General features: G+C 69.9%; 21 protein-coding genes. 2 read left to right on the top strand and 19 right to left on the bottom strand.

Annotated elements, in window-relative coordinates:
- Window positions 1-23: 23 nt before the first annotated feature.
- From BJ964_RS00520 to pyrR, 6 genes are read right to left on the bottom strand one after another with little or no spacing between them, the layout of a single operon-like run.
- Window positions 24-1,049 carry a quinone-dependent dihydroorotate dehydrogenase gene (locus BJ964_RS00520; protein WP_188118807.1) on the bottom strand — a complete coding sequence of 342 codons (1,026 nt, stop codon included), beginning with the start codon at window positions 1,047-1,049 and terminating at the stop codon, window positions 24-26.
- On the bottom strand, window positions 1,049-4,363 hold the full coding sequence (gene carB / locus BJ964_RS00525) for a carbamoyl-phosphate synthase large subunit (RefSeq protein ID WP_188118808.1): 3,315 nt from the start codon (window positions 4,361-4,363) through the stop codon (window positions 1,049-1,051). The genes BJ964_RS00520 and carB overlap by 1 nt, the downstream gene beginning before the upstream one ends.
- A gap of 4 nt (window positions 4,364-4,367) precedes the next feature.
- Entirely contained in the window at window positions 4,368-5,474 is a 1,107-nt protein-coding gene (gene carA, locus BJ964_RS00530; protein ID WP_188118809.1) for a glutamine-hydrolyzing carbamoyl-phosphate synthase small subunit, read from the bottom strand.
- Window positions 5,471-6,739 (bottom strand): dihydroorotase, encoded by a 1,269-nt coding sequence (locus BJ964_RS00535; RefSeq protein WP_188118810.1) that lies wholly within the window; start codon window positions 6,737-6,739, stop codon window positions 5,471-5,473. Before BJ964_RS00535 ends, carA begins: the two co-directional genes overlap by 4 nt.
- Window positions 6,736-7,656, bottom strand: coding sequence for an aspartate carbamoyltransferase catalytic subunit (locus BJ964_RS00540; protein ID WP_188118811.1), 921 nt, complete (start codon window positions 7,654-7,656; stop codon window positions 6,736-6,738). The genes BJ964_RS00535 and BJ964_RS00540 overlap by 4 nt, the downstream gene beginning before the upstream one ends.
- Complete coding sequence (gene pyrR / locus BJ964_RS00545; protein ID WP_407650781.1) at window positions 7,653-8,237, bottom strand: bifunctional pyr operon transcriptional regulator/uracil phosphoribosyltransferase PyrR; 585 nt, start codon at window positions 8,235-8,237, stop codon at window positions 7,653-7,655. Before pyrR ends, BJ964_RS00540 begins: the two co-directional genes overlap by 4 nt.
- A gap of 284 nt (window positions 8,238-8,521) precedes the next feature.
- On the opposite strand from pyrR, the gene bldD reads away from it, so the two are divergent.
- Window positions 8,522-9,010 carry a transcriptional regulator BldD gene (gene bldD, locus BJ964_RS00550; protein ID WP_014446326.1) on the top strand — a complete coding sequence of 163 codons (489 nt, stop codon included), beginning with the start codon at window positions 8,522-8,524 and terminating at the stop codon, window positions 9,008-9,010.
- Window positions 9,011-9,168: 158 nt separating this feature from the next.
- Here bldD and nusB read toward each other — a convergent pair whose 3' ends face one another.
- The 4 genes from nusB to aroB form a co-directional block, all read right to left on the bottom strand.
- Window positions 9,169-9,603 carry a transcription antitermination factor NusB gene (nusB, locus tag BJ964_RS00555; protein WP_188118813.1) on the bottom strand — a complete coding sequence of 145 codons (435 nt, stop codon included), beginning with the start codon at window positions 9,601-9,603 and terminating at the stop codon, window positions 9,169-9,171.
- The gene (gene efp, locus BJ964_RS00560; RefSeq protein ID WP_188118814.1) at window positions 9,603-10,160 is read right to left on the bottom strand and encodes an elongation factor P; all 558 of its coding nucleotides are present in this window, start codon (window positions 10,158-10,160) and stop codon (window positions 9,603-9,605) included. The genes nusB and efp overlap by 1 nt, the downstream gene beginning before the upstream one ends.
- A 75-nt stretch (window positions 10,161-10,235) precedes the next feature.
- On the bottom strand, window positions 10,236-10,655 hold the full coding sequence (aroQ, locus tag BJ964_RS00565; RefSeq protein WP_188118815.1) for a type II 3-dehydroquinate dehydratase: 420 nt from the start codon (window positions 10,653-10,655) through the stop codon (window positions 10,236-10,238).
- The gene (gene aroB, locus BJ964_RS00570) at window positions 10,652-11,791 is read right to left on the bottom strand and encodes a 3-dehydroquinate synthase (RefSeq protein WP_407650782.1); all 1,140 of its coding nucleotides are present in this window, start codon (window positions 11,789-11,791) and stop codon (window positions 10,652-10,654) included. The genes aroQ and aroB overlap by 4 nt, the downstream gene beginning before the upstream one ends.
- A 122-nt stretch (window positions 11,792-11,913) precedes the next feature.
- Here aroB and BJ964_RS00575 point away from each other — a divergent pair, with 122 nt between their 5' ends.
- Window positions 11,914-12,729, top strand: coding sequence for a polysaccharide deacetylase family protein (locus tag BJ964_RS00575; protein ID WP_188118816.1), 816 nt, complete (start codon window positions 11,914-11,916; stop codon window positions 12,727-12,729).
- Between the two features lie 4 nt (window positions 12,730-12,733).
- Here BJ964_RS00575 and BJ964_RS00580 read toward each other — a convergent pair whose 3' ends face one another.
- The 9 genes from BJ964_RS00580 to BJ964_RS00620 all read right to left on the bottom strand — a co-directional run bounded on the left by BJ964_RS00580 (window position 12,734) and on the right by BJ964_RS00620 (window position 22,182).
- Complete coding sequence (locus tag BJ964_RS00580; RefSeq protein ID WP_188118817.1) at window positions 12,734-13,237, bottom strand: shikimate kinase; 504 nt, start codon at window positions 13,235-13,237, stop codon at window positions 12,734-12,736.
- Entirely contained in the window at window positions 13,237-14,415 is a 1,179-nt protein-coding gene (gene aroC / locus BJ964_RS00585) for a chorismate synthase (protein ID WP_188118818.1), read from the bottom strand. The genes BJ964_RS00580 and aroC overlap by 1 nt, the downstream gene beginning before the upstream one ends.
- A gap of 101 nt (window positions 14,416-14,516) precedes the next feature.
- Complete coding sequence (locus tag BJ964_RS00590; RefSeq protein WP_188118819.1) at window positions 14,517-15,398, bottom strand: shikimate dehydrogenase; 882 nt, start codon at window positions 15,396-15,398, stop codon at window positions 14,517-14,519.
- Window positions 15,399-15,452: 54 nt separating this feature from the next.
- A complete protein-coding gene (gene mltG / locus BJ964_RS00595; RefSeq protein WP_188118820.1) occupies window positions 15,453-16,634 on the bottom strand; it encodes an endolytic transglycosylase MltG in 1,182 nt (393 codons plus the stop codon).
- Window positions 16,635-16,811: 177 nt separating this feature from the next.
- Window positions 16,812-17,993 carry an endolytic transglycosylase MltG gene (gene mltG, locus BJ964_RS00600; protein ID WP_188118821.1) on the bottom strand — a complete coding sequence of 394 codons (1,182 nt, stop codon included), beginning with the start codon at window positions 17,991-17,993 and terminating at the stop codon, window positions 16,812-16,814.
- Window positions 17,994-18,455 carry a Holliday junction resolvase RuvX gene (gene ruvX, locus BJ964_RS00605; protein ID WP_188118822.1) on the bottom strand — a complete coding sequence of 154 codons (462 nt, stop codon included), beginning with the start codon at window positions 18,453-18,455 and terminating at the stop codon, window positions 17,994-17,996.
- Between the two features lie 281 nt (window positions 18,456-18,736).
- A complete protein-coding gene (gene alaS, locus BJ964_RS00610) occupies window positions 18,737-21,418 on the bottom strand; it encodes an alanine--tRNA ligase (protein ID WP_188118823.1) in 2,682 nt (893 codons plus the stop codon).
- Window positions 21,415-21,705, bottom strand: coding sequence for a hypothetical protein (locus BJ964_RS00615; RefSeq protein ID WP_188118824.1), 291 nt, complete (start codon window positions 21,703-21,705; stop codon window positions 21,415-21,417). Before BJ964_RS00615 ends, alaS begins: the two co-directional genes overlap by 4 nt.
- A 27-nt stretch (window positions 21,706-21,732) precedes the next feature.
- On the bottom strand, window positions 21,733-22,182 hold the full coding sequence (locus tag BJ964_RS00620) for a DUF948 domain-containing protein (protein ID WP_188118825.1): 450 nt from the start codon (window positions 22,180-22,182) through the stop codon (window positions 21,733-21,735).
- Window positions 22,183-22,240: the final 58 nt, after the last annotated feature.

Genomic DNA, 22,240 nt, shown 5'->3' on the forward strand with positions numbered 1-22,240 from the left:
CAGGTCGCGCTCGGCCGGGCTCGTCACGCGACGGCGGTCCGCGACGGACGGGCGCCCCGGGCGACCGCCAGGACCAGGTCCGGGCCCTTGTAGATGAACCCGGAGTAGAGCTGGACCAGCGCGGCGCCGGCATCGAACATGCGGGACGCGTCGTCGGCCGACATGATCCCGCCCACCCCGATGATCGGCAGCCGGCCGCCGCTCTCGGTGTGCACGAACCGGACCACCTGGCGGGCCCGGGCGGTCAGCGGGGCGCCGGAGAGCCCGCCCGCCTCGCTCGCCAGGTGCCGGTCGGAGGCGGCCAGCCCGTCCCGCGACAGGGTGGTGTTGGTCGCGATGATCCCGGCCGCGCCGTGGGCGAGGCAGACCTCCAGCAGCTCGGCGATGGCCGGCTCGGTCAGGTCCGGCGCGATCTTGACGAGCACCGGCACCGGCCCGGCCAGCGCCTTGAGCAGCGCCGCGATCGCGTCTTTGTCCTGGAGGTTGCGCAGGCCGGGCGTGTTCGGCGAGGAGACGTTGACCGCGATGTAGTCGGCGTACGGGTGCAGCAGACGGTACGAGGTCAGGTAGTCCTCGACCGCCTCCTCCAGCGGCGTCACCTTCGACTTGCCGAGCGAGACGCCCAGCGGCACGTCGAGCGGGCCCAGCGCGGCCAGGCGGTCGGCCAGGGCGGCCGCGCCGGCGTTGTTGAAGCCCATCCGGTTGACGATGCCCTCGGACTCCTTGGCCCGGAACAGCCGCGGCTTGTCGTTGCCCGGCTGCGGTTTCGCGGTGACCGTGCCGACCTCGACGAACCCGAAGCCGAGCGCCGGCCACGCGGGCAGGGCGATGCCGTTCTTGTCCATGCCGGCGGCCAGGCCCACCCGGTTCGGGAAGCGGACGCCGAACACCTCGACCGGGTTCGAGAACCCGTACCAGCGGCGCATCGCGGTCAGGGCCGGGGCCGGCAGCGAGGCGAGCCGGTTCAGCGTCCACTCGTGGGCGTGCTCGGCGTCCCCGTCGCCCAGCCGGAACAGAGCCGGCCGGGCGACCTTCGTGAAGAGACCCATCACTCGCCGCCCCTGAGCAGCTTGTGCAGCTCCTGGAGCGGCCGGACCTTCATGTCACCGGCACGCAGCGCCTCGATGCCCATCACCGCGGCGGCCGCGCCGGGCACGGTGGTGATGCTGGGCACGTCCGCGGTGACCGCGGCGCTGCGGATCTCGTACCCGTCGCGGCGGGCGCCGGCGCCGGAGCCCTGCGGGGTGTTGATGATCAGCGCGATCTCGCCGGCCAGGATCAGGTCGACGGCGTTGCGCCTACCCGGGTCCTCGTAGTGCTTCGGGACGACCTCGCAGTCGATGCCGTAGCGCCGCAGCACCTCGCCGGTGCCGGCCGTGGTGACGATGGTGAAGCCCAGGTCGGCGAGCCGCTTGATCGGGAAGATCATCGACCGCTTGTCCCGGTTCGCCACCGAGACGAAGACCTTGCCGCTGGTCGGCAGCGAACCGTACGCCGCGGCCTGCGACTTGGCGAACGCCTGGCCGAAGCCGGCGTCGATGCCCATCACCTCGCCGGTCGACTTCATCTCCGGGCTGAGCAGGCTGTCCACGTTGTTGCCGGCCAGGGTGCGGAACCGCTTGAACGGCAGCACCGCCTCCTTGATCGCGATCGGCGCGTTCGCCGGCACGGTCCCGCCGTCGCCCTCGGGCAGCAGCATGCCCTCGGCGCGCAGCTCGGCGATGGTGGCGCCCAGCATGATCCGGGCGGCCGCCTTGGCCAGCGGCACCGCGGTCGCCTTGGAGACGAACGGCACGGTCCGCGAGGCGCGCGGGTTGGCCTCCAGGACGTAGAGGGTCTCGTCCTTGAGCGCGTACTGCACGTTCATCAGGCCGCGCACGCCGATGCCCCGGGCCAGCGCCTCGGTGTAGCGGCGGACCTCGGCGATGTGCGAGGCGGCCAGGGTGATCGGCGGCAGCGAGCAGGCCGAGTCGCCGGAGTGGATGCCGGCCTCCTCGATGTGCTCCATGACGCCGCCCAGGTAGACCTCGCCGGTGTCGTCGCAGAGCGCGTCCACGTCGATCTCGATGGCGTCGTCGAGGAACCGGTCGACCAGCACCGGGTGGTCGGGCGAGATCTCGGTGGCCCGCTCGATGTAGCCCTTCAGGGTGGGCTCGTCGTAGACGATCTCCATGCCCCGGCCGCCCAGCACGTACGACGGGCGGACCAGGACCGGGTAGCCGATCGTGTCGGCGATCGCCTTGGCCTCGCCGAAGCTGGTGGCGGTGCCGTGGTCGGGCGAGCGCAGCCCGTTGTCGTTGAGCAGCGCGCCGAACAGGCCACGGTCCTCGGCCAGGTCGATCGACTCGGGGCTGGTGCCGACGATCGGGACGCCCGCGGCCTTGAGCCGGTTGGCCAGGCCGAGCGGGGTCTGCCCGCCGAGCTGCACGATCACGCCGACCACGCCGGGGCCGCCGGCCGCCTTGCCGGAGCTGTCCTCGGCGTGGAACACCTCGAGGACGTCCTCGAAGGTGAGCGGCTCGAAGTAGAGCCGGTCGGCGGTGTCGTAGTCGGTCGACACGGTCTCCGGGTTGCAGTTGACCATGACGGTCTCGAAGTCGACACCGCGCAGCGCCTGAACCGCGTGCACGCACGAGTAGTCGAACTCGATGCCCTGGCCGATCCGGTTCGGCCCCGAGCCCAGGATGATCACCTTGGGCCGGTCGCTCGGCTCCACCTCGGTCTCCTCGTCGTACGACGAGTAGTGGTACGGGGTGTTCGCCTGGAACTCGGCGGCGCAGGTGTCCACGGTCTTGTAGACCGGGCGCAGGCCGAGCCGGTGCCGCAGGGCCCGGACGCCGTCCTCGCCGGCCAGCTCCGGCCGCAGCCCGGCGAGCTGCCGGTCGGAGAGCCCGGCCCGCTTGGCCCGGCGCAGCAGATCCTCGTCGAGGACCGGGGAGGCCAGGATCTCGGCGCGCAGGTCGACCAGGGCCTTGATCTCGTCGAGGAACCACGGGTCGATCCGGCCGGACGCCTCGTGCACCTGCTCGACCGTGGCGCCGAGCCGCAGCGCGGCCTCGACCGTGTAGAGCCGGCCGTCGTGCGGGGTGCGCAGGGCCTCCAGCGCCTCGCCGAGGTCGTCGAAGGAGGGAGCGGTCCAGAAGCCGGCGGCCTTGGTCTCCATCGAGCGCATGGCCTTGTTGAGCGCCTCGGCGAAGTTGCGGCCCAGGCTCATCGCCTCGCCGACCGACTTCATCGTGGTGGTGAGCTCCCGGTCCGCGCCCGGGAACTTCTCGAACGCGAACCGCGGGATCTTGACGACCACGTAGTCCAGGGCCGGCTCGAAGGCGGCCGGGGTCTTGAGCGTGATGTCGTTCGGGATCTCGTCGAGGGTGTAGCCGATGGCCAGCTTCGCCGCGATCTTGGCGATCGGGAAGCCGGTGGCCTTCGACGCCAGCGCCGAGGACCGGGACACCCGCGGGTTCATCTCGATGACGATCATCCGGCCGTCGTCCGGGTTGATCGCGAACTGGATGTTGCAGCCGCCGGTGTCCACACCGACCTCACGCAGGACGGCGATGCCCAGGTCGCGCATCTTCTGGTACTCGCGGTCGGTGAGCGTCATGGCCGGGGCCACTGTCACGCTGTCGCCGGTGTGCACGCCCATCGGGTCGATGTTCTCGATCGAGCAGACGACCACGACGTTGTCGTGCTTGTCGCGCATCAGCTCGAGCTCGTACTCCTTCCAGCCGAGCACGCTCTCCTCGATGAGCACCTCGGTCACCGGGGACGCGGCCAGGCCGGCGCCGGCGATCCGCTCCAGGTCCTCGGAGTTGTGCGCCATGCCGGAGCCCAGTCCGCCCATGGTGAACGACGGCCGGATGACGACCGGCAGGCCGATCTCCGCGACGGTCTCCCGAACCTCCTCGATGGAGTGGCAGACCCGCGACCGGGGCGTCTCGCCGCCCGCGAGCGCCACGATGTCCTTGAAGAGCTGCCGGTCCTCGCCCTTGCGGATGGCGTCGACGTTCGCGCCGATCAGCTCCACGCCGTACTTCTCCAGCACGCCGCTCTCGTGCAGGGCGATCGCGGTGTTCAGCGCGGTCTGGCCGCCCAGGGTCGGCAGGATCGCGTCCGGGCGCTCCTTGGCGATGACCAGCTCGACGAACTCTCCGGTGATCGGCTCGACGTAGGTGGCGTCGGCGAACTCCGGGTCGGTCATGATCGTGGCCGGGTTGGAGTTGACCAGCGAGACGCGGATGCCCTCGGACTGGAGCACCTGGCAGGCCTGGGTGCCGGAGTAGTCGAACTCGCAGGCCTGGCCGATGACGATCGGGCCGGACCCGATCACCATCACATGCTTGAGATCTTCACGCTTCGGCACTTGCTCAGCCCTTCTTTTCCACAAGGTCGACGAAGCGGTCGAACAGGTAATCCGCGTCGTGCGGGCCGGCGGCGGCCTCGGGGTGGTACTGGACGGTGAAAGCCGGGACCTCCAGGCCCCGCAGACCCTCGACCACGTTGTCGTTGAGGCAGACGTGCGACACCTCGACACCACCGAACTCGGTGTCGATCCGCTCGCCGATCGGGGCGTCCACGGCGAACCCGTGGTTGTGGCTGGTCACCTCGACCTTGCCGGTGGTCTTGTCGAGCACCGGCTGGTTGATGCCGCGGTGGCCGTACCCCAGCTTGTAGGTGCCGAAGCCGAGCGCGCGGCCGAGGATCTGGCTGCCGAAGCAGATGCCGAACAGCGGCACCTCGCGGCGCATCACCTCGCGGGCCAGCGCGACCGGGCCGTCGGCGGTGGCCGGGTCGCCCGGGCCGGGCGAGAAGAACACCGCGTCGGGGCTGACCGCCAGCAGGTCCTCGATCGAGGACGAGGCCGGGAAGATGTGGGTGGTGACGCCCCGCTCGGCCAGGCGGCGCGAGACGTTGCGCTTGATGCCCAGGTCGAGCGCGGCGACCGTGTAGCGGTGCTCGCCCTCCGCCTTGACGGTGTAGCGCTCGCCGGTGGTCACCTGGGCGGAGAGGTCGGCGCCGAGCATCTGCGGCTGGGCCAGGACCCGCTCCCGCAGCCCGCGGGGGTCCAGGTCGAGCGAGGAGATGCCGACCCGCATGGCGCCGCGCTCACGCAGGTGACGGGTGAGGGCGCGGGTGTCCACGCCGCTGATCCCGACGACGCCCTCGGCGGCCAGGCGCTCGCCCAGGTCGCCGGTGGAGCGCCAGTTGGACGGGCGGCGGGCCGGGTCGCGGACCACGTAGCCGGAGACCCAGATGCGGTCGGACTCGTCGTCCTCGTCGTTGACGCCGGTGTTGCCGATCTGCGGCGCGGTCTGCACCACGACCTGTTTGTGGAACGACGGGTCGGTCAGCGTCTCCTGGTACCCGGTCATGCCGGTGGTGAACACCGCCTCGCCGAACGTCTCCCCCACGGCGCCGTACGCGGTGCCGTGGAACGTCCGACCGTCCTCCAGGACAAGGATCGCCTTGCTCACTTGACTGCCTTCCCATCGAGAACCGTTGCCTCGCCCCGCAGGAAGGTCGCGACGATGCGACCGGGCAGGGTCATACCGGCGTACGGCGTGTTACGGCTGCGGCTGGCCAGCCCGGCCGGGTCCACGACCCGCTGGGCCGCCGGGTCCACCAGCGTCAGGTTGGCCGGGGTGCCGGCCTTCGTCAGGTCACCGCCGTGCCCGTCCAGGCCCGCGATCCGGGCCGGCGCGATCGACATCCGGTCGGCGATCAGGTCCCAGCGGGGGCCGAAGACGCTCAGCACGATCGGCAGCGCGGTCTCCAGCCCCAGCATGCCGGGCCGGGCGTGCGCCCACTCGCACTCCTTGTCCTGCACGGCGTGCGGCGCGTGGTCGGTGGCCACCACGTCGATCACCCCGTCCAGCAGCGCCTGGCGCAGGGCTTCGACGTCGTTGCGCGTACGCAACGGGGGGTTGACCTTGAAGACCGGGTCGTAACCCGCCGCGAGCTCGTCGGTGAGCAGCAGGTGGTGCGGGGTGACCTCGGCCGTCACGCGGATGCCGCGGGCCTTGGCCTGGCGCAGCACCTCGACCGAACCGGCCGTGGAGACGTGGCAGACGTGCAGGCGGCTGCCGACGTGCTCGGCGAGCAGCACGTCGCGGGCGATGATCGCCTCCTCGGCGACGGCCGGCCAGCCGGTGAGGCCGAGCCGGGTGCTGACCTCGCCCTCGTGCATCTGCGCGCCCTCGGTGAGCCGGGGCTCCTCGGCGTGCTGGGCGATGACGCCGTCGAACGCCTTCACGTACTCCAGGGCGCGGCGCATCATCTTGGGGTCGGCGACGCAGAACCCGTCGTCGGAGAAGATCCGCACGTTGGCCGCGGAGGTGGCCATCGCGCCGAGCTCGGCCATCTGCTTGCCGGCCAGGCCGACCGTGACGGCGCCGATCGGCTGCACGTCGACCAGGCCGGCCTCCCGGCCCAGGCGCCACACCTGCTCGACCACACCGGCGGTGTCGGCGACCGGCGACGTGTTCGCCATCGCGCAGACCGCGGTGTAGCCGCCCAGGGCCGCGGCGCGGGAGCCGGTCTCGACGGTCTCCGCGTCCTCCCGGCCGGGCTCGCGCAGGTGGGTGTGCACGTCCACCAGGCCGGGCAGCGCGACCAGGCCGGTCGCGTCGATGACCTCGGCGCCCTCGACCGGTTTCTCCGACACGACGCCGTCGGCGATGTACAGGTCGGTCGGTTCGGCACCGAGGATCGAGACGCCCTTGATCAGGTACGCCATCACTTGCCTCCCAGCAGCAGGTAGAGGACGGCCATCCGGACGCTGACGCCGTTGGCGACCTGTTCGACGATGGTGGAGCGGGGCGAGTCGGCCACCTCGGGCGCGATCTCCATGCCCCGGTTCATCGGACCGGGGTGCATGACGATCGCGTGCTCCGGCAGCTTCCTCATTCGGGTGACATCGAGGCCGTAACGGCGGCTGTACTCCCGGGCGGAGGGGAAATACGAATCCTGCATCCGCTCGGTCTGCACCCGCAGCATCATCACGACGTCCGTGTCGGGAAGGACGCTATCGAGGTCGTAGGAGACTTTCGTGGTCTTCGATAGGGCGGCGGCCACATCCAGGGGGATCAGGGTGGGCGGGCCGACCAGGGTGACCTCGGCGCCCAGGGTGCTGAGCAGCAGCACGTTGGAGCGCGCCACCCGGCTGTGAAGCACGTCACCCACGACGGCGACCTTGAGACCGTCCAGCCGGCCCAGGCGGGACCGCATCGTGTACGCGTCCAGCAGCGCCTGGGTGGGGTGCTCGTGGGTGCCGTCGCCGGCGTTGACCACCGAGCCGTCCACCCAGTTCGACAGGCGGTGCGGGGCGCCGCTGGCCGAGTGCCGGATCACCACCGCGTCCGCGCCCATCGCCTGGAGGGTGAGCGCGGTGTCCTTGAGGCTCTCGCCCTTGGAGACGCTGGAGCCCTTGGCGGAGAAGTTGATGACGTCCGCGGAGAGCCGCTTGGCGGCCGCCTCGAAGGAGATCCGGGTACGGGTGGAGTCCTCGTAGAACAGGTTGACCACGGTCCGGCCGCGCAGCGCGGGCAGCTTCTTGACCTCGCGGCCGGACAGGGCCGCCATCTCGGCCGCGGTGTCCAGGATCAGGGTCGCGGTGGCCGCGTCCAGGTCGCCGGCCGAGCGCAGGTGCTTGATCAATTGAGGCCTCCGATCAGCTTGACCTCGTCGGCGCCGTCGATCTCGGTGAGCGTCACCTTGACGCTCTCGCTGAGCGCGGTCGGGATGTTCTTGCCCACGTAGTCGGCGCGGATCGGCAGCTGGCGGTGGCCGCGGTCGACCAGGACCGCGAGCTGCACCGAGCTGGGCCGGCCGAGGTCCTTGAGGGCGTCCAGGGCGGCCCGCACCGAACGGCCGGAGAAGAGCACGTCGTCGACCAGGATGACCCGCAGGCCGTCGATGCCACCGGCCGGCAGCTCGGTCTTGCCGAGCGCACGGGTGGCGTTGAGGCGCAGGTCGTCGCGGTAGAGCGTGATGTCGAGGGAGCCCACCGGGATCTCGACGCCCTCGAAGGCGTGAATCCGGGCGGCGAGGCGGTGCGCCAGCGGGACGCCGCGGGTCGGGATGCCGAGCAGGACGGTGCCGGTGGCGCCCGAGGTCTTCTCGAGGATCTGATGGGCGATGCGGTCGACGACCCGGTGCAGGTCGGACCCCGCCAAGATGATCTTGCTGGGCGCGTCTGCGCGTGGCTGCGCCACGGCGGACCTCCTTCCCCGCCTCACGGGACGGGTCGTTAAAGGATGTCGGTACAGGACCCGGAGGACCGGAACCTGATGGCTGACGCTACGTTACCAGTGGACGCAGCATGCATTATGGTGACGTGCCTGACTGGAGCAGATCGGACAAATCCCGTCGTCTAGGGATACAGCCGGTTACTTTGGTGCGGCCCGCGCGACTCATCGGTAACCAACACTTGACCGGCGGTCGCAAACTCCGTACCGTCACGCAGCGTAGCGATCCGTGAGGAAAGAACCCTCCGGGCCAGCACAGTACCGGGAGTGTCCTAATGCCGTCTGAGTACGCGAAGTCGCTGGGCGCTCGTCTGCGCTCCATCCGCCAGCAGCAGGGCCTGTCCCTGCAGGGTGTCGAAGAGAAGTCCAACGGCCGCTGGAAGGCCGTCGTTGTGGGCTCGTACGAGCGTGGCGACCGCGCGGTGACCGTGTCGCGCCTTGCCGAACTCGCCGACTTCTACCGTGTTCCCGTCTCCGAGCTGCTGCCCGACGGCAGTGGCATCCGCCTGGAGGCGACCAACAAGATCGTCCTGGACCTCGAGAAGCTGTACGACACCACCGGCGAGGACCTCGCCTACGTGGCGCGGTACGCCCGGGCGATCCAGCAGCAGCGCGGTGACTACAACGGCCGCGTGCTCTCCATCCGCGCCGACGATCTGCGCGCGCTCGCCATCGTCTACGACATCTCGCCGTCCGGCCTCATCGAGCGCCTGACCGAGCAGGGTGTCCTGGTGGCCGACCCGCGCGCCTTCTTCGCCAGCTGAACACTGAACAAAATCAGCAACACCCAGTAGCGCCCCCCGTGAGGCCCGCGTCCCCCGACGCGGGCTTTTGCGTCTTTTGAACTCGGCGCGCGCGTCCCTCGTACCCCTGGACATGAAAACGGCCCGGACCAAGCGATCCGGGCCGTTCCGAGAAGAGATCAGCGGGTGGCGAAAGCCGCGATCCGGTCCAGCAACCCGTTGAGGAAACGGGGGCTGTCGTCGGTGGACATCTCCTTGGCCAGCTCGACCGCCTCGGTGATCGCCACCGGGTCGTCGACGTCGGGCTCGTAGAGCAGCTCGTAGACCGCGATCCGGGCGAGGTTGCGGTCGACCGCCGGCATCCGGTCGATCGTCCACCCCTCGGCGTAACTGGCGATCAGCTCGTCGATCCGGTCGAGGTGCTTCGCCACACCGTCGATGAGCGTCTTCGAGTACTCCAGGTGCTCGGGGTGCGGCTTGGCGATCCGGTCCAGGTAGGTGAGCAGCACCTGGCTCGGCGGCAGGTCACGCAGGTCGGCCTCGAAAAGGACGTCCAGCGCTCGCTTGCGAGCCTTGCGACGCGCGAGCCGTTCCTTCTTGGGACCTTCGGCCATCAGCTGCGGCCGAGGTAGCGGCCGTCGCGGGTGTCGACCTTGATCTTCTCACCGGTGGTGATGAAGAGCGGGACGTTGACGGTCGCGCCGGTCTCGACGGTCGCCGGCTTGGTGCCGCCGGTCGAACGGTCGCCCTGGAGGCCCGGCTCGGTGTAGGTGACCTCGAGGAACACGCTGGTCGGCAGCTCGATGTAGAGCGGCACGCCCTCGTGCAGCGCCACCGTGGCCTCGGCCTCGGGCAGCAGGTAGTTGGCGTTCTCGCCGACCGTGCCGCCGGCCACGTGGATCTGGTCGTAGGTGTCCAGGTCCATGAAGACGTAGTCGTCGCCGTCCTTGTACAGGTACTGCATGGTGCGCTTGTCCACGGTCGCGGTCTCGACCTTGGTGCCGGCGTTGAAGGTCTTGTCCACCACCTTGCCGGAGAGCACGTGCTTCAGCGTGGTCCGCACGAAGGCCGGACCCTTGCCCGGCTTGACGTGCTGGAATTCGACGACAGCCCACAGCTCGCCGTCGAGGTTGAGCACCAGGCCGTTCTTCAGGTCGTTGGTGGAAGCCATGTCCTGCCTTGATCTTGATACGTATCGGTGACCGAACCACTCTACCGGCGTGAACCGGCCCGGAGCGAATCGGGCCTACCGTGCGATGTGCTCCAGAGCAAGCCGATATCCGTCGAACCCGAGCCCGGCGATCACACCGGTCGCCACGGCCGAGATCACCGAATGGTGCCGGAACTCCTCACGCTTGTGGATGTTGGAGATGTGCACCTCGACCAGCTTGCCGCGCAGCATCGCGCAGGCGTCCCGGACCGAGTAGTTGTAGTGCGACCAGGCGCCCGGGTTGAGCACCACGTCGGCGCCCTCGTCGGCGGCCTGGTAGAGCCACTCCAGCATCTCGTGCTCGGCGTTGGTCTGCCGCACCTCGACCTCCAGGCCCAGGTCCTCGGCGACGGTCTGGCACATCTCGACCAGGTCCTTGTAGGTGGCCGAGCCGTAGACCCCCGGCTCCCGCAGGCCCAGCCGGCCCAGGTTCGGCCCGTTCAGCACGTAGATCATCGGGCCACCGCCGCGTAGGCGCGCTCCAGCAGGGCCTCGTCCGGCCCGGCCAGGATGCCCGGCTTCGCCAGGCCGTCCAGAACCACGAAACGCAAGGTCGCCGCGCGCGCCTTCTTGTCGACGCGCATCGCGGGCAACAACTCGGGCCAGGCCTCTTCGGGGTACGCCGTGGGCAGACCGAGACTCTCCAGGACCGCCCGGTGCCGGTCCGCCGTGGCGTCGTCCAGCCGCCCGGTGAGCCGCCCCAACTCGGCCGCGAAGATCAGGCCCACCGCGATCGCGTGCCCGTGCTTCCAGGTGTACCTCTCGCGCCGCTCGATGGCGTGCCCCAGCGTGTGGCCGTAGTTGAGGATCTCCCGCAGCCCGGACTCCTTGAGGTCCACGCCCACCACGTGCGCCTTCACCCTGATCTTGCGCTCGACCAGCTCGCGGAGCACGTCGCCGCGCGGGTCCAGGGCGGCGGCCGGGTCCGCCTCGATCAGCTCGAGGATCCGCGGGTCGGCGATGAACCCGCCCTTGACCACCTCGGCCAGGCCCGCCGCGATGTCCTCGGCGGGCAGCGTGTCCAGCGCGTCCAGGTCACAGAGCACGCCGGCCGGCGGGTGGAAGGCGCCGACCAGGTTCTTGCCGGCCGCGATGTTCACCGCCGTCTTACCGCCGACGGCGGCATCGACCATGCCGGCCACCGACGTCGACACCGGCACCCAGCGGACCCCGCGCAACCAGGCCGCGGCGACATATCCGGCCAGGTCGGTGGTCGCTCCCCCACCGACACCCACCACCACATCGGTACGGGTGAAGCCCGCGGCCCCGAGCTCGTCCCAGCACCGGGCGGCGACCTCGACGGTCTTGCCGCGCTCGGCGTCCGGCACCTCGATCGGGACGACCGTCTCGGCGCCGGCCGCCTTGGCCACGGCCTCGGCCCGCTCGCGCAGCGTCGGCGGGTGCAGCACCGCCACCCGGGCCGCGCCCTCGATCATCGCGGGCAGCTCGTCCGCCAGCCCTCGGCCCACGACCACGTCATATGGACGGTCACCCGCCACCGGAATCCGTGTCACCACGGCCGCAACCCTATCCCCGCCCGGGATCCGGATCGCGACCCCGCCGCACCGATTCCACTCCTCGGATGGGGTCATGTGCCGGCAACCCCGTGCCGATTACCCGCACGGGGTGACCGGCATCCCCTTCCGCCTCGGCGCACCGGCCCCATTTGCGGCCATCCGCTACCGTCACGGCCGCAACGGGGGAGATCATCGATATGAGACTGAGTCGACGTGCGATCATGCGCGCCGCGCTGCTGACCGCCGGCGGGGCGGCCTTCGGCGCGGTGGGCAAGGACACGCTGTCACAGGCGTTCGGCTGGGATCGGCCACCGGTCAGCGGCGGCTACGCGGCCGCCGCCGACGCGCCCGAGGCCCTGCGCACCGCCAACCTGACGATCCGGTACTTCGTGGAGACCACCGAGCCGGTGGTGGCGTTCACCTTCGACGACGGCCCCGGCCCGCAGTGGACGCCGATGGTGCTGGACGCGCTGGACCAGGCGAACATCCCGGCCACCTTCTTCATGGTGGGCCGGAACCTGGAGGAGCACGCCGATCTGGTCCGCGACCGGATGGGCCGCCACGAGATCGGCAACCACTCCTGGTCGCACGACGACCTGGCGACCCTGGACCGCGCGGGTGTGGAGACCGAGCTGTCCCGCACCCACGACATGATCAAGAAGGTCTTCCACCGGGAGACGACCCTGCTGCGCCCGCCGTACGGGCACCTCGGCGGCTCCACGGTGCTGGCCGCCGACCACTTCGGCTACGAGATCGTGCTGTGGTCGCACCTGATGCGCGAGAAGTACTTCCAGGACGATCCGGACGGCCAGATCCGCGACATCGTCGACAACGTCCGCCCCGGCTCCATCATCCTGGCCCACGACGTCGGCAAACCGCACCGCCTCGTCTCGCTGCGCGGCCTGAGCGCCATGTTCAGCGGCCTGAAGGCCCGGGGCTTCCGGTTCGGCACGGTCTCCGAGCTCGCCGCCCTCCAGACCCGCCCGACCCCGCCGCCGCTCACCACCGCCTGACTCGCTACCGCCTGAGAAGGGTGAGGACCTCGGCGATGGTCTCGGCCTCCTCGCGGCCGTCGGTGGCGACCGCGTGGGTGGCCACCTCGAGGTAGAGCGGGCGGCGCTGGTCCAGCAGGTGCCTCAGGGTGGCCCGGGGGTTGATCGCGAGCAGTGGGCGGCCGGCTCCCAGGCCGACGCGCTTGATCGCGTCGGCCAGCTCGACCGAGAGGTAGACGACGGTGTGCCCGGCCAGCAGCTTCCGGGTGTCCTCGTCCAGGATCGCGCCGCCGCCCAGGGCCAGCACGCCGTCGAAGGTCGCCAGCGCCTCGGCGACGATCCGCCGTTCCAGGTCGCGGAAGGCCGGCTCCCCGTCCTCGACGAAGATGTCCGGGATCGGCTTGCCGGCCCGGTCCTCGATGATCGCGTCGGTGTCGGCGAAAGCGACGCCCAGCTCGGCGGCGACCGCCTCGCCGATGGTGCTCTTACCGGCGCCCATGACGCCGACGAAGACCGCGACCGGGGCCATCAGTGAATGATCAGGTTGTCGAGGTACGACTGGAGGTTGCGCCGGATCTCGGCGACCGAGTCGCCGCCGAACTTCTCGGTCGCGGCCTCGGCCAGGACCAGCGCGACCATCGCCTCGGCCACGATCGCGCCGGCCGGGACCGCACAGACGTCGGAGCGCTGGTTGATGGCGGTGGCCGGCTCGCCGGTGGTGACGTCGATGGTCTGCAGCGCCCGGTTGAGCGACGAGATCGGCTTGAGCGCGGCGCGGACCCGCAGCGGCTCGCCGTTGGTGATGCCGCCCTCCAGGCCGCCGGCCCGGTCGGTGACCCGCTTCACCCCGTCCGGGGTCGGGACGATCTCGTCGTGCGCCACCGAGCCGCGCGAGCGGGCCTGGGTGAAGCCGTCGCCGATCTCCACGCCCTTCACCGACTGGATCGACATGAGGGCGGTGGCGAGCCGGGCGTCGAGCTTGCGGTCCCACTGCACGTGCGAGCCGAGGCCCGGCGGCACGTTGTAGGCCAGCACCTCGACGATGCCGCCGAGGGTGTCCGCGTCCTGCTTGGCGGCGTCGACCTCGGCCACCATGCGGGCGCTGGCCTCCGGGTCGAGGCAGCGCAGCGGGTCCTCGTCGATCCGGTCGAAGTCGTCGGGGGTGGGAATGACGCCGGGCTTGGCGGCCACCGGGCCGAGCTCGATGACGTGCGACACGATGTCGATGCCGAGTGCCTGCTTGATCAGCTTCTTGGCGACCACGCCGACGGCGACGCGGGCCGCGGTCTCCCGGGCGCTGGCGCGCTCCAGGATCGGGCGGGCGTCGGTGTGCCCGTACTTCTGCATGCCGGCCAGGTCGGCGTGGCCGGGACGCGGGCGGGTCAGCGGCGCGTTGCGGGCCTGCGCGGCCAGCTCGGCCGGGTCCACCGGGTCGGCCGCCATGACGGTCTCCCACTTGGGCCACTCGCTGTTGCCCACCCGGATCGCGACCGGCGAGCCCTGGGTCACCCCGTGCCGGATGCCACCGATGAGCTCGAGCTCGTCCTGCTCGAACTTCATCCGGGCGCCACGGCCGTATCCGAGGCGACGGCGCACCAGATCACGCATGATGTCCGCGCTCGTCACCTCGATCCCGGCGGGGACACCCTCGAGCAGCGCGACGAGCGCCGGTCCGTGCGATTCACCTGCAGTAAGCCAGCGCAACACGGCAACAGTCTGGCACGGCGCCGGTGACGGGCGGCGACAGGCCGCCCGTGTCCCGCCTTACGGACACCCGCCAGGGCCCCGGTCGAACCCCGGCCGGGTGCTTACCCGCGGTTCTGGACGGCCTCGCCGAGAGCCTTGCGCATGGCCTCCTCGGGGGCCTCCGACAGGCCGGTGAACTGCTCGAACTGGCTGAGCGCCTGGGCCAGCAGCAGGTCCAGGCCGGAGAAGACCGGCACCTCGTGCGCGGTCGCGGCGGCGGCCAGCGGCGTCGGCCACGGGTCGTAGAGGGCGTCGAAGAAGACACTGCCGGGACGCCAGGTCACCCGCTCGGCGAGCGGATCGGCGGCGCCCTTCGGGACGGTGGCGATGACCGCGTCGGCGTCGAACGTGCCGGCCGCGTCGTCCCAGGACACGCCGTCGAGGGTGATGCCCAGCGCGACGGCGACCGGGTCGAGCTCCTCGCGGGCCTCCGGACGGCGGGTGACCACGGTCACCGTCTCGGCGCCGAGCTGGGCGGCCGCGCCGAGAGCGGCCCGCGCGGTGCCGCCGCCACCGAGCACGGTGATCCGGGGCGGGTCCACCTTGGCGGCGTGCCGGCCGGTGCCGGCGCCGAGCCCGGCCTCCCGCAGCACCTGGACCATCCCGATGACGTCGGTGTTGTCCGCGTGCCACGTGCCGTCCGGCTGGCGGACCAGGGTGTTGGCGCAGCCGACCGCGATCGCCAGCGGCGAGGCGGAGGACGCCAGCCGTAGCCCGGTCTCCTTGAGCGGCATGGTCAGGGACAGACCGGCCCACTCCGGGCCGAGGCCGGCCACCAGGTCGGGCAGTTCGGACTCGGCGCACTCGATCGCCGTATAGGTCCAGTCGAGCAGGCCGGTCGCGGCGAAGCCGGCGGTGTGGATGAAGGGCGAGAGCGAATGCGCGATCGGCTTGCCGCACACCGCGGCTTTCCGCGCGGCCGGGGTCTCCTCGGGCTTCTGCACGGGGCTCACTCTACGGGTGGACACCCGCGGTACGCCCTCACCCACACGCGGGGCTCAGCAGTCGGACAACTTGATCCCGTTGTCGCAGGCCTTCTTCTTGTTCTTCTCGTGTTCGGCATCGGTGGAGGCGAACGCGGAGTGCCCGGCCTTGTCGATCGCGACGAAGAACAGCCAGGGCGCCACCGGCGGCTTCTGGGCGCCGGTCAGGGCGGCCTTGCCGGGGCTGTTGATCGGCCCGATCGGCAGTCCCACCACGGTCTCCGAGTTGTACGGATTCTTCGGGTCGTTCATCTCGGCCTCGGTGAGCTGGCCCGAGTGCTTCGCCTTCTTGCCGTTGAGCTCCAGCCAGTAGTTCGTGGTGACGTCGAACTGCAACGGCATCTTCTTCTTGTACGCCCGGTTGTAGGCGACCCGGGCCACCTTGGGCAGATCGTCGGCGTTACCGGCCTCGGCCTGCGCCAGCGACGCCACGATGAGAGCCTCGTACGGCGAGACGGCCAGATTCTTCTGCACCCCGTCGGCGAACCCGATCTCGCCGGTGACGGTGAGGAAGTGCTCGACCATCGTCTTGAGGATCTGCGAGGCGCCGGCCTTGGGGTCGAACTCGTACGTGTCCGGGAAGAGGAAGCCCTCCGCCGTCTTGGACACCGGCTTGCCGTCGGTGCGCTTGAACCACCAGTCCGGCACGCCGAGCGCCTCCGGGTCCTTCGCCGCCTCCTCGAAGTCCTTGACCGGGATGCCGGTGGCCTTCGCGAGCAGCTCGTACGTCTGCTTGGCGGTCTTGCCCTCGGGGATGGTCACACCCTTGCTGAGCCGGGTGTTCGGGTCGAGCAGCTGGGCGACCGCCTGGTCGGCGGCCATCTGCCGGCGCAGCACGTAGGTGCCGGCCTGGATGTTCTCGCTGCGCGGCTCGGCGTCGGCGGCCTCCAGGAAGGCCTTGGTGCTCTTCACCACATCGGCTTTGACGAGCACGTTGCCGATCTCGGTGAGCGACGAGTTCTTGATGATCGTGACCTCGACCGGGCCACTGCCGGTGCCCTCGTAGTCGGCTGCCACGAAGAAGCCGGCGACCTTGGTGTAGCCGAGGTAGATGCCGCCACCGAGCACGGTGAACAGCAGAAGTGTCAGGACCAGGGCGACCGCGGAGCGGCCACGTCCTTTCCGGGCCCGGTCGTCATGCCGGGAACCGCCTCCCTCGGCGTCCTCTTCGAACGCCACGTCCAGTTCGTCGATCATGTCGTCTGCCTCCGCTGCCCGTCCGGCCGACTCCGCGAGCACTGGGCGCACCATACCTATATCGATGGTCCGCCGCCCACCCCGGCGACTTTCCGTCGACCGGGCGGTGACGCGGCGTCCTTCCTAACGCGCGTGGCCGGGCGAGGAAACTCCACCCGGCCACGTCACACTAGCGGGTCAGCAGATCGGGATGCCGTTCTTGCAGGCGACCTTGATGTTGGCGTTGTGCTGGTCGTACGTCTTCCCGTACGCCATCGTGCCCTTCTTGTCGATGGTCACGAAGAAGAAATACTGGCTCTTCGGAGCGTCGATGGCACCCTTCAGGGCGATCTCACCGGGGTTGCTGATCGGGCCGATCGACATGCCCGGCGCGTTGTACCGGTACGGGTTGTTCTCGCCGTGCATCTCGTCGATCGTCAGCTTTTCGGATGATTTGCCCTGCTTACCGTTCAGCCGCAGCCAGTAGTTGACCGTACTGTCCAACTGGAGGCATCCGCAGGGGAAGTCACCGGAGTACACGCGGTTGTAGAGGACCCGCGACACCGGACCCATGTCCGCCGGGAGCAGCGCCTCCACCTGGGTGATCGACGCCGCGACCAGAGCCTCGTACGGCGAGATCTTGAGCTTCGACTGGGCCGTGGCCGCGAAGTCCAGCTTCTCCATCTCGGCGTTGAAGTTCTTGATGACGAGCTTGAGGATGTCGGTCGCGGTGGCCTTCTGCGGGATCTCGTAGGTCGCCGGGTACAGGAAGCCCTCGATGTTGGACTTGTCGACCTTCTTGCCGTCGGTCCGCTTCAGCCAGGCGGACGTGACGCCGAGCTTCGAGATGTCCTTGGCCGCCTTCTCGAACTCCGCCACCTCGATGCCGGTGTACTCGGAGAACGCCGCGAAGACCTGCATCTTGGTCCAGCCCTCGGGGATGACCACCCCGTTGACGGTCTGGTTCTTCCGGTCCAGCAGCATCAGAACCGCGTCGCTGGCCTTCATCTGCTTGCGCAGCTTGTAAGATCCAACCTGAATGCCGGTACTGTCGGGATTGTCCTTGGCGGCCTCGACGAACGCCGCGGCACTCTTGACGACCCCCGCCTTGAACAGGGTCTCGGCGATGTCGGAGGCGTACTCGCCCTTCTTGACCTCGACGATCACCTCACCGCTGCCGGGGCCGTCGTAGTCGGCCGCGGACAGGAAGCCGGACACCTTGCCGTAGCCGTACCAGGCTCCGCCACCGAGGACGCCGAACAGCACCAGGACCAGGAAGAACGTGATGACCGAGCGGCCACCCTTCTCCTTCTTGCGATGTTTCCATCGCCCGGGATCCGGGTTGTTCTCGTACCTCAGGTCTTCTATCTCGCCGATCACTTAAGTCTGCCTCCGCTGCGCGTTGAGCCAGCCCTGCAGGATCTCCACGGCCGCCGCCTGATCCACGACCGCACGCTGGCGCTTGCCCTTGACACCCCGCTCGGAGAGCCGGCGGCTGGCGACGACCGTGGACATGCGCTCGTCGGTCAGCACGACCGGGACCGGCGCCAGCACCGCGCCGAGCCGCTCCGCGTACGCCCGGACGTGGCCGGCCGCCACACCCTCACGCCCGTTGAGCGCCACCGGAAGCCCGACGACGACCTCGATCGCCTCGCACTCGGCGGTCAGCCGCGCCAGCTCCGTCATGTCCTTCGGCGTGCCGTCGTCACCGGTCTCCCGGTCCCGCGGCACGGTCACCACCGGGCTGGCCAGGATCCCGTCGGGGTCACACCTGGCCACCCCGACACGCACCTGACCCACGTCCACCCCCAGGCGGACGCCCCGAGCGAAGCGCTGAGTCACGCTCCCACCCTGCACAGCAGCAACACGCGTCTCCTGTCCCCGATCAAGATTCCGATGCGAAGAGTAACGGCCACGGCTTTCGCTCGCTTCGATGCCATCGCTCCGATCGCGCCCCGAAGCTTAACCGCACCCCTGGCCGATACGCCGCCACCCTTTGCAAGGCCTAAAGATCCGCTAAGAAATGGAGTACCCAACATCAGCAAACGACTACCCAGCGCAATCATCACGCATCGCGAAAACGCCCCGGACAGATGTCCGGGGCGTTCCGTCGAGAAGCGCTGTCAGGCCTTGTCGGCGACCGCCTGCTCGATCGCCGTCAGCAGACGCGGGGCCTCCGCGGCCGGCACGCCGCCGCCCTGCGCCAGGTCGGCGTTGCCGCCACCCCGGCCGGACAGCGCCGCCTTGACAAGGTCCTGCGCGGACAGCCCACGGGTCTTCGCGGCGCCGTTGATCGCGACGATCAGGGACGCCTTGCCGTTCGCCCGGGCGGTCACCGCGACCACCGCGGGACGCGCCGCATCGATCTTGCCGCGGATCTCCTGCGCCAGCGTCCGCACGTCGTTGACCGCCGCACCCTCCGGCGCCTCGGTCCCGACGTACGCCACACCGCGCACGTCCTTCGCCCCGGACGCGAGCGCCCCCGCCCCGCCCAGGACCATCTGCGCCCGCAGCTTCTCCAGCTCCTTCTCCGCGTCGCGCAGCGCCGTGACGGTCTGCTCGACCCGGTCGGCGACCTGATCGCCGGGCACCCGGAACAGGTCGGCCAGGCGGGACACCAGCAGGTGCTCCTTGGCCAGGAAGCCGAACGCGTCCAGACCCACCAGGGCCTCCACGCGGCGCACCCCGGAGCCGATCGACGACTCGTTGAGGATCTTCACGAGGCCGAGCTGGCCGGACCGGGCGACGTGGGTACCGCCGCACAGCTCACGGGCGTAGTCGCCGACCTCGACGACCCGGACCTCGTCGCCGTACTTCTCCCCGAACAGCGCCATCGCGCCGAGCCGCCGCGCCTCCTCCTGCGAGGTGACGAACGCGTTGACCTCGAGGTCACGCAGCAGCACCTCGTTGATCTGCTGCTCGACATCGAAGAGCACCGACGGGCTGACCGCGCCCGGGGTGTGGAAGTCGAACCGCAGCCGGCCCGGCGCGTTCAGCGAACCCGCCTGGGTCGCCGACTCACCGAGGAAGTTGCGCATCGTCTGGTGCACCAGGTGGGTCGCCGTGTGCGACCGGGAGATTGCCTTCCGGCGGGTCACGTCGATCTCGGACAGCGCCGTCTCGCCCGCGCGCACCTCGCCCCGGACCACCCGCGCCTTGTGCACGATCAGGCCCGGCAGCGGCTGCTGGACGTCGACGATCTCCAGCCGGCCGCCACCGACGTTGATCACACCGGTGTCCGCCTGCTGACCGCCGCCCTCCGCGTAGAACGGGGTGGTGTCCAGCACCAGCTCGACGAAGTCGCCCTCGCCGGCCACCTCGATCCGGCCGGAGTCGCCGATCAGCGCCCGGACCCGGGACTCACGGGAGATCTCCTGGTAGCCGGTGAACTCGACCGGGCCGCCCGCGTCCAGCGCCGACCGGTACGCCGACAGGTCCGCGTGACCGGTCTTGCGCGCCGCCGCGTCCGCCTTCGCCCGGTTCCGCTGGTCGGCCATCAGCCGGCGGAAGCCCTCGTGGTCGACGTCGAGGCCCTGCTCCTGCGCGATCTCCAGGGTCAGGTCGATCGGGAAACCGTACGTGTCGTGCAGCTGGAACGCCTTGTCACCGGACAGCTGCGTCTTCTTGGAGGCGCGGGTCTCGGTGATCGCCAGGTCCAGGATCGTGGTGCCCGCCTTCAGCGTGGAGAGGAACTGGTCCTCCTCCGCGTACGCGTACGTGGAGATCCGCTCGAAGTCGGTCGCCAGCTCCGGGTACGACGGGGACATGCAGTCCCGCGCGATCGGCAGCAGGATCGGCAGCGCCCGCTCCTGCCAGCCGAGCAGCCGGATCGACCGGATCGCCCGGCGCATGATGCGGCGCAGCACGTAGCCGCGGCCCTCGTTCGTCGGGGTGACGCCGTCGCCGATCAACATCAGCGCGGTACGGACGTGGTCCGCGATCACCCGCAGACGGACGTCGTCCGGGTGGCTCTCGGACGCGGCGTGGCCGGAGCGCTTGCCGTACTCCCTACCGGTCAGCTCGGCGGCCTTGGCGAGGATCGGGCGGACCTCGTCGATCTCGTACAGGTTGTCGACGCCCTGGAGGATCGACGCGATGCGCTCCAGGCCCATGCCGGTGTCGATGTTCTGCTTCGGCAGGTCACCGACGATCGTGAACTCTTCCTTCGACTTCACGTCGGTGATCTCGTGCTGCATGAAGACCAGGTTCCAGAACTCCAGGTACCGGTCCTCGTCGACCTCCGGGCCGCCCTCCTTGCCGTACGCCGGACCACGGTCGTAGTACAGCTCGGAGCAGGGGCCCGCCGGGCCGGGGATGCCCATCGACCAGAAGTTGTCCTTCTTGCCGCGGCGCACGATCCGCTCCGCCGGCAGGCCGGTCTGCTTCCAGATCTCGATGGCCTCGTCGTCGTCCAGGTAGACGGTCGCCCAGATCTTCTCCGGGTCCAGGCCGAAACCGCCCTCGGAGACCGGCTTCGTGGACAGCTCCCACGCCAGCGGGATCGCGCCCGCCTTGAAGTAGTCACCGAACGAGAAGTTGCCGTTCATCTGGAAGAACGTGCCGTGCCGGCTGGTCTTGCCGACCTCGTCGATGTCCGGCGTCCGGATGCACTTCTGCACGCTCGCGGCCCGCTGGTACGGCGGGGTCCGCTGCCCCAGGAAGAACGGGACGAACTGCACCATGCCGGCGTTGATGAACAGCAGGTTCGGGTCGTCGATAGCCGGCAGCGGGGCACTCGGGACCACCGTGTGCCCGTTCGCCTCGAAATGCGCCAGAAAGCGCCGCTTTACTTCCGCCGTTCTCATCGATTTCCCTCCTGCGAGCCGGGCCACGCGTCGTCACGCAGCTCGGCGAACTTGTCCTCATACAGCTCACCCGCGGCGAAGGCCTCGTGGATCTGGTTCTCCCGCTCGGCCATCCCCTCACGGACGTCTTCCACGAAGCTACGCAGCGACTCGACGAGGCCGCCAGCGGATTCCGACAGCGAGGTCGCGATCCCGGTCGGGGTGAACTCGTCGGCCTTCTGGCTCAGCTTGCGAACGACGAGGGCGCCGACGGCCAAGCCGACGCCGAGCCACAGCAGGCGCTTCATGACGGCGAAATACCTCTCGATCGGGGGTCAGCGGGCGGTCTTACGGCGCTGCTTGAGCGCGGCGCGGACCTCGCGCTCCTCCTCGGCGTGCCGTCGGGCGGCGGTGGCCTTGCGCAGGCCGTACCCGAACGAAGCGACCTTGACCAGCGGATTGGCCGCGGCGGCCGACACGACGGTGACCAGGTTCGCGACATTGGCCGTGATGTTCTGAGCATGCCCGGTCATCGTGTCGACCTTGGCGAGCTGGACGTTGACGCCGTCCAAAGAGACCTGAACCTGGCCGAGCGCGGTATTCACGTTCTCCACGGTGACGTTCACGTTGGAGAGCAGCGGCCCCGTCCGGTCGACCAGGTCGTTGATCGCGTTCGTGGTGGCGTCCACGGTGCGGCCCAGCTTCAGGATCGGCACGGACAGCACGAGAACGAGCATGAGGAAGGCGCCCGCCGCGATCAGGCCTGCGATTTCTCCGGCATCCATCTGGCGCGTCTCCTATTCGGGTGGTCACGGATTCGGCGGGACAACTAGCAGACCCTAC

Source organism: Actinoplanes lobatus (assembly GCF_014205215.1).
GTDB classification, from domain to species: domain Bacteria; phylum Actinomycetota; class Actinomycetes; order Mycobacteriales; family Micromonosporaceae; genus Actinoplanes; species Actinoplanes lobatus.

Bases quoted from the DNA above. Each gene is read 5' to 3' on its own strand.
- BJ964_RS00520 (WP_188118807.1), bottom strand. From the start codon at position 1,049: ATGGGTCTCTTCACGAAGGTCGCCCGGCCGGCTCTGTTCCGGCTGGGC.
- bldD (WP_014446326.1), top strand. From the start codon at position 8,522: ATGCCGTCTGAGTACGCGAAGTCGCTGGGCGCTCGTCTGCGCTCCATC.
- nusB (WP_188118813.1), bottom strand. From the start codon at position 9,603: ATGGCCGAAGGTCCCAAGAAGGAACGGCTCGCGCGTCGCAAGGCTCGC.
- efp (WP_188118814.1), bottom strand. From the start codon at position 10,160: ATGGCTTCCACCAACGACCTGAAGAACGGCCTGGTGCTCAACCTCGAC.
- aroQ (WP_188118815.1), bottom strand. From the start codon at position 10,655: ATGATCTACGTGCTGAACGGGCCGAACCTGGGCCGGCTGGGCCTGCGG.
- aroB (WP_407650782.1), bottom strand. From the start codon at position 11,791: ATGACCCCATCCGAGGAGTGGAATCGGTGCGGCGGGGTCGCGATCCGG.
- BJ964_RS00575 (WP_188118816.1), top strand. From the start codon at position 11,914: ATGAGACTGAGTCGACGTGCGATCATGCGCGCCGCGCTGCTGACCGCC.
- BJ964_RS00580 (WP_188118817.1), bottom strand. From the start codon at position 13,237: ATGGCCCCGGTCGCGGTCTTCGTCGGCGTCATGGGCGCCGGTAAGAGC.
- mltG (WP_188118820.1), bottom strand. From the start codon at position 16,634: ATGATCGACGAACTGGACGTGGCGTTCGAAGAGGACGCCGAGGGAGGC.
- alaS (WP_188118823.1), bottom strand. From the start codon at position 21,418: ATGAGAACGGCGGAAGTAAAGCGGCGCTTTCTGGCGCATTTCGAGGCG.
- BJ964_RS00615 (WP_188118824.1), bottom strand. From the start codon at position 21,705: ATGAAGCGCCTGCTGTGGCTCGGCGTCGGCTTGGCCGTCGGCGCCCTC.
- BJ964_RS00620 (WP_188118825.1), bottom strand. From the start codon at position 22,182: ATGGATGCCGGAGAAATCGCAGGCCTGATCGCGGCGGGCGCCTTCCTC.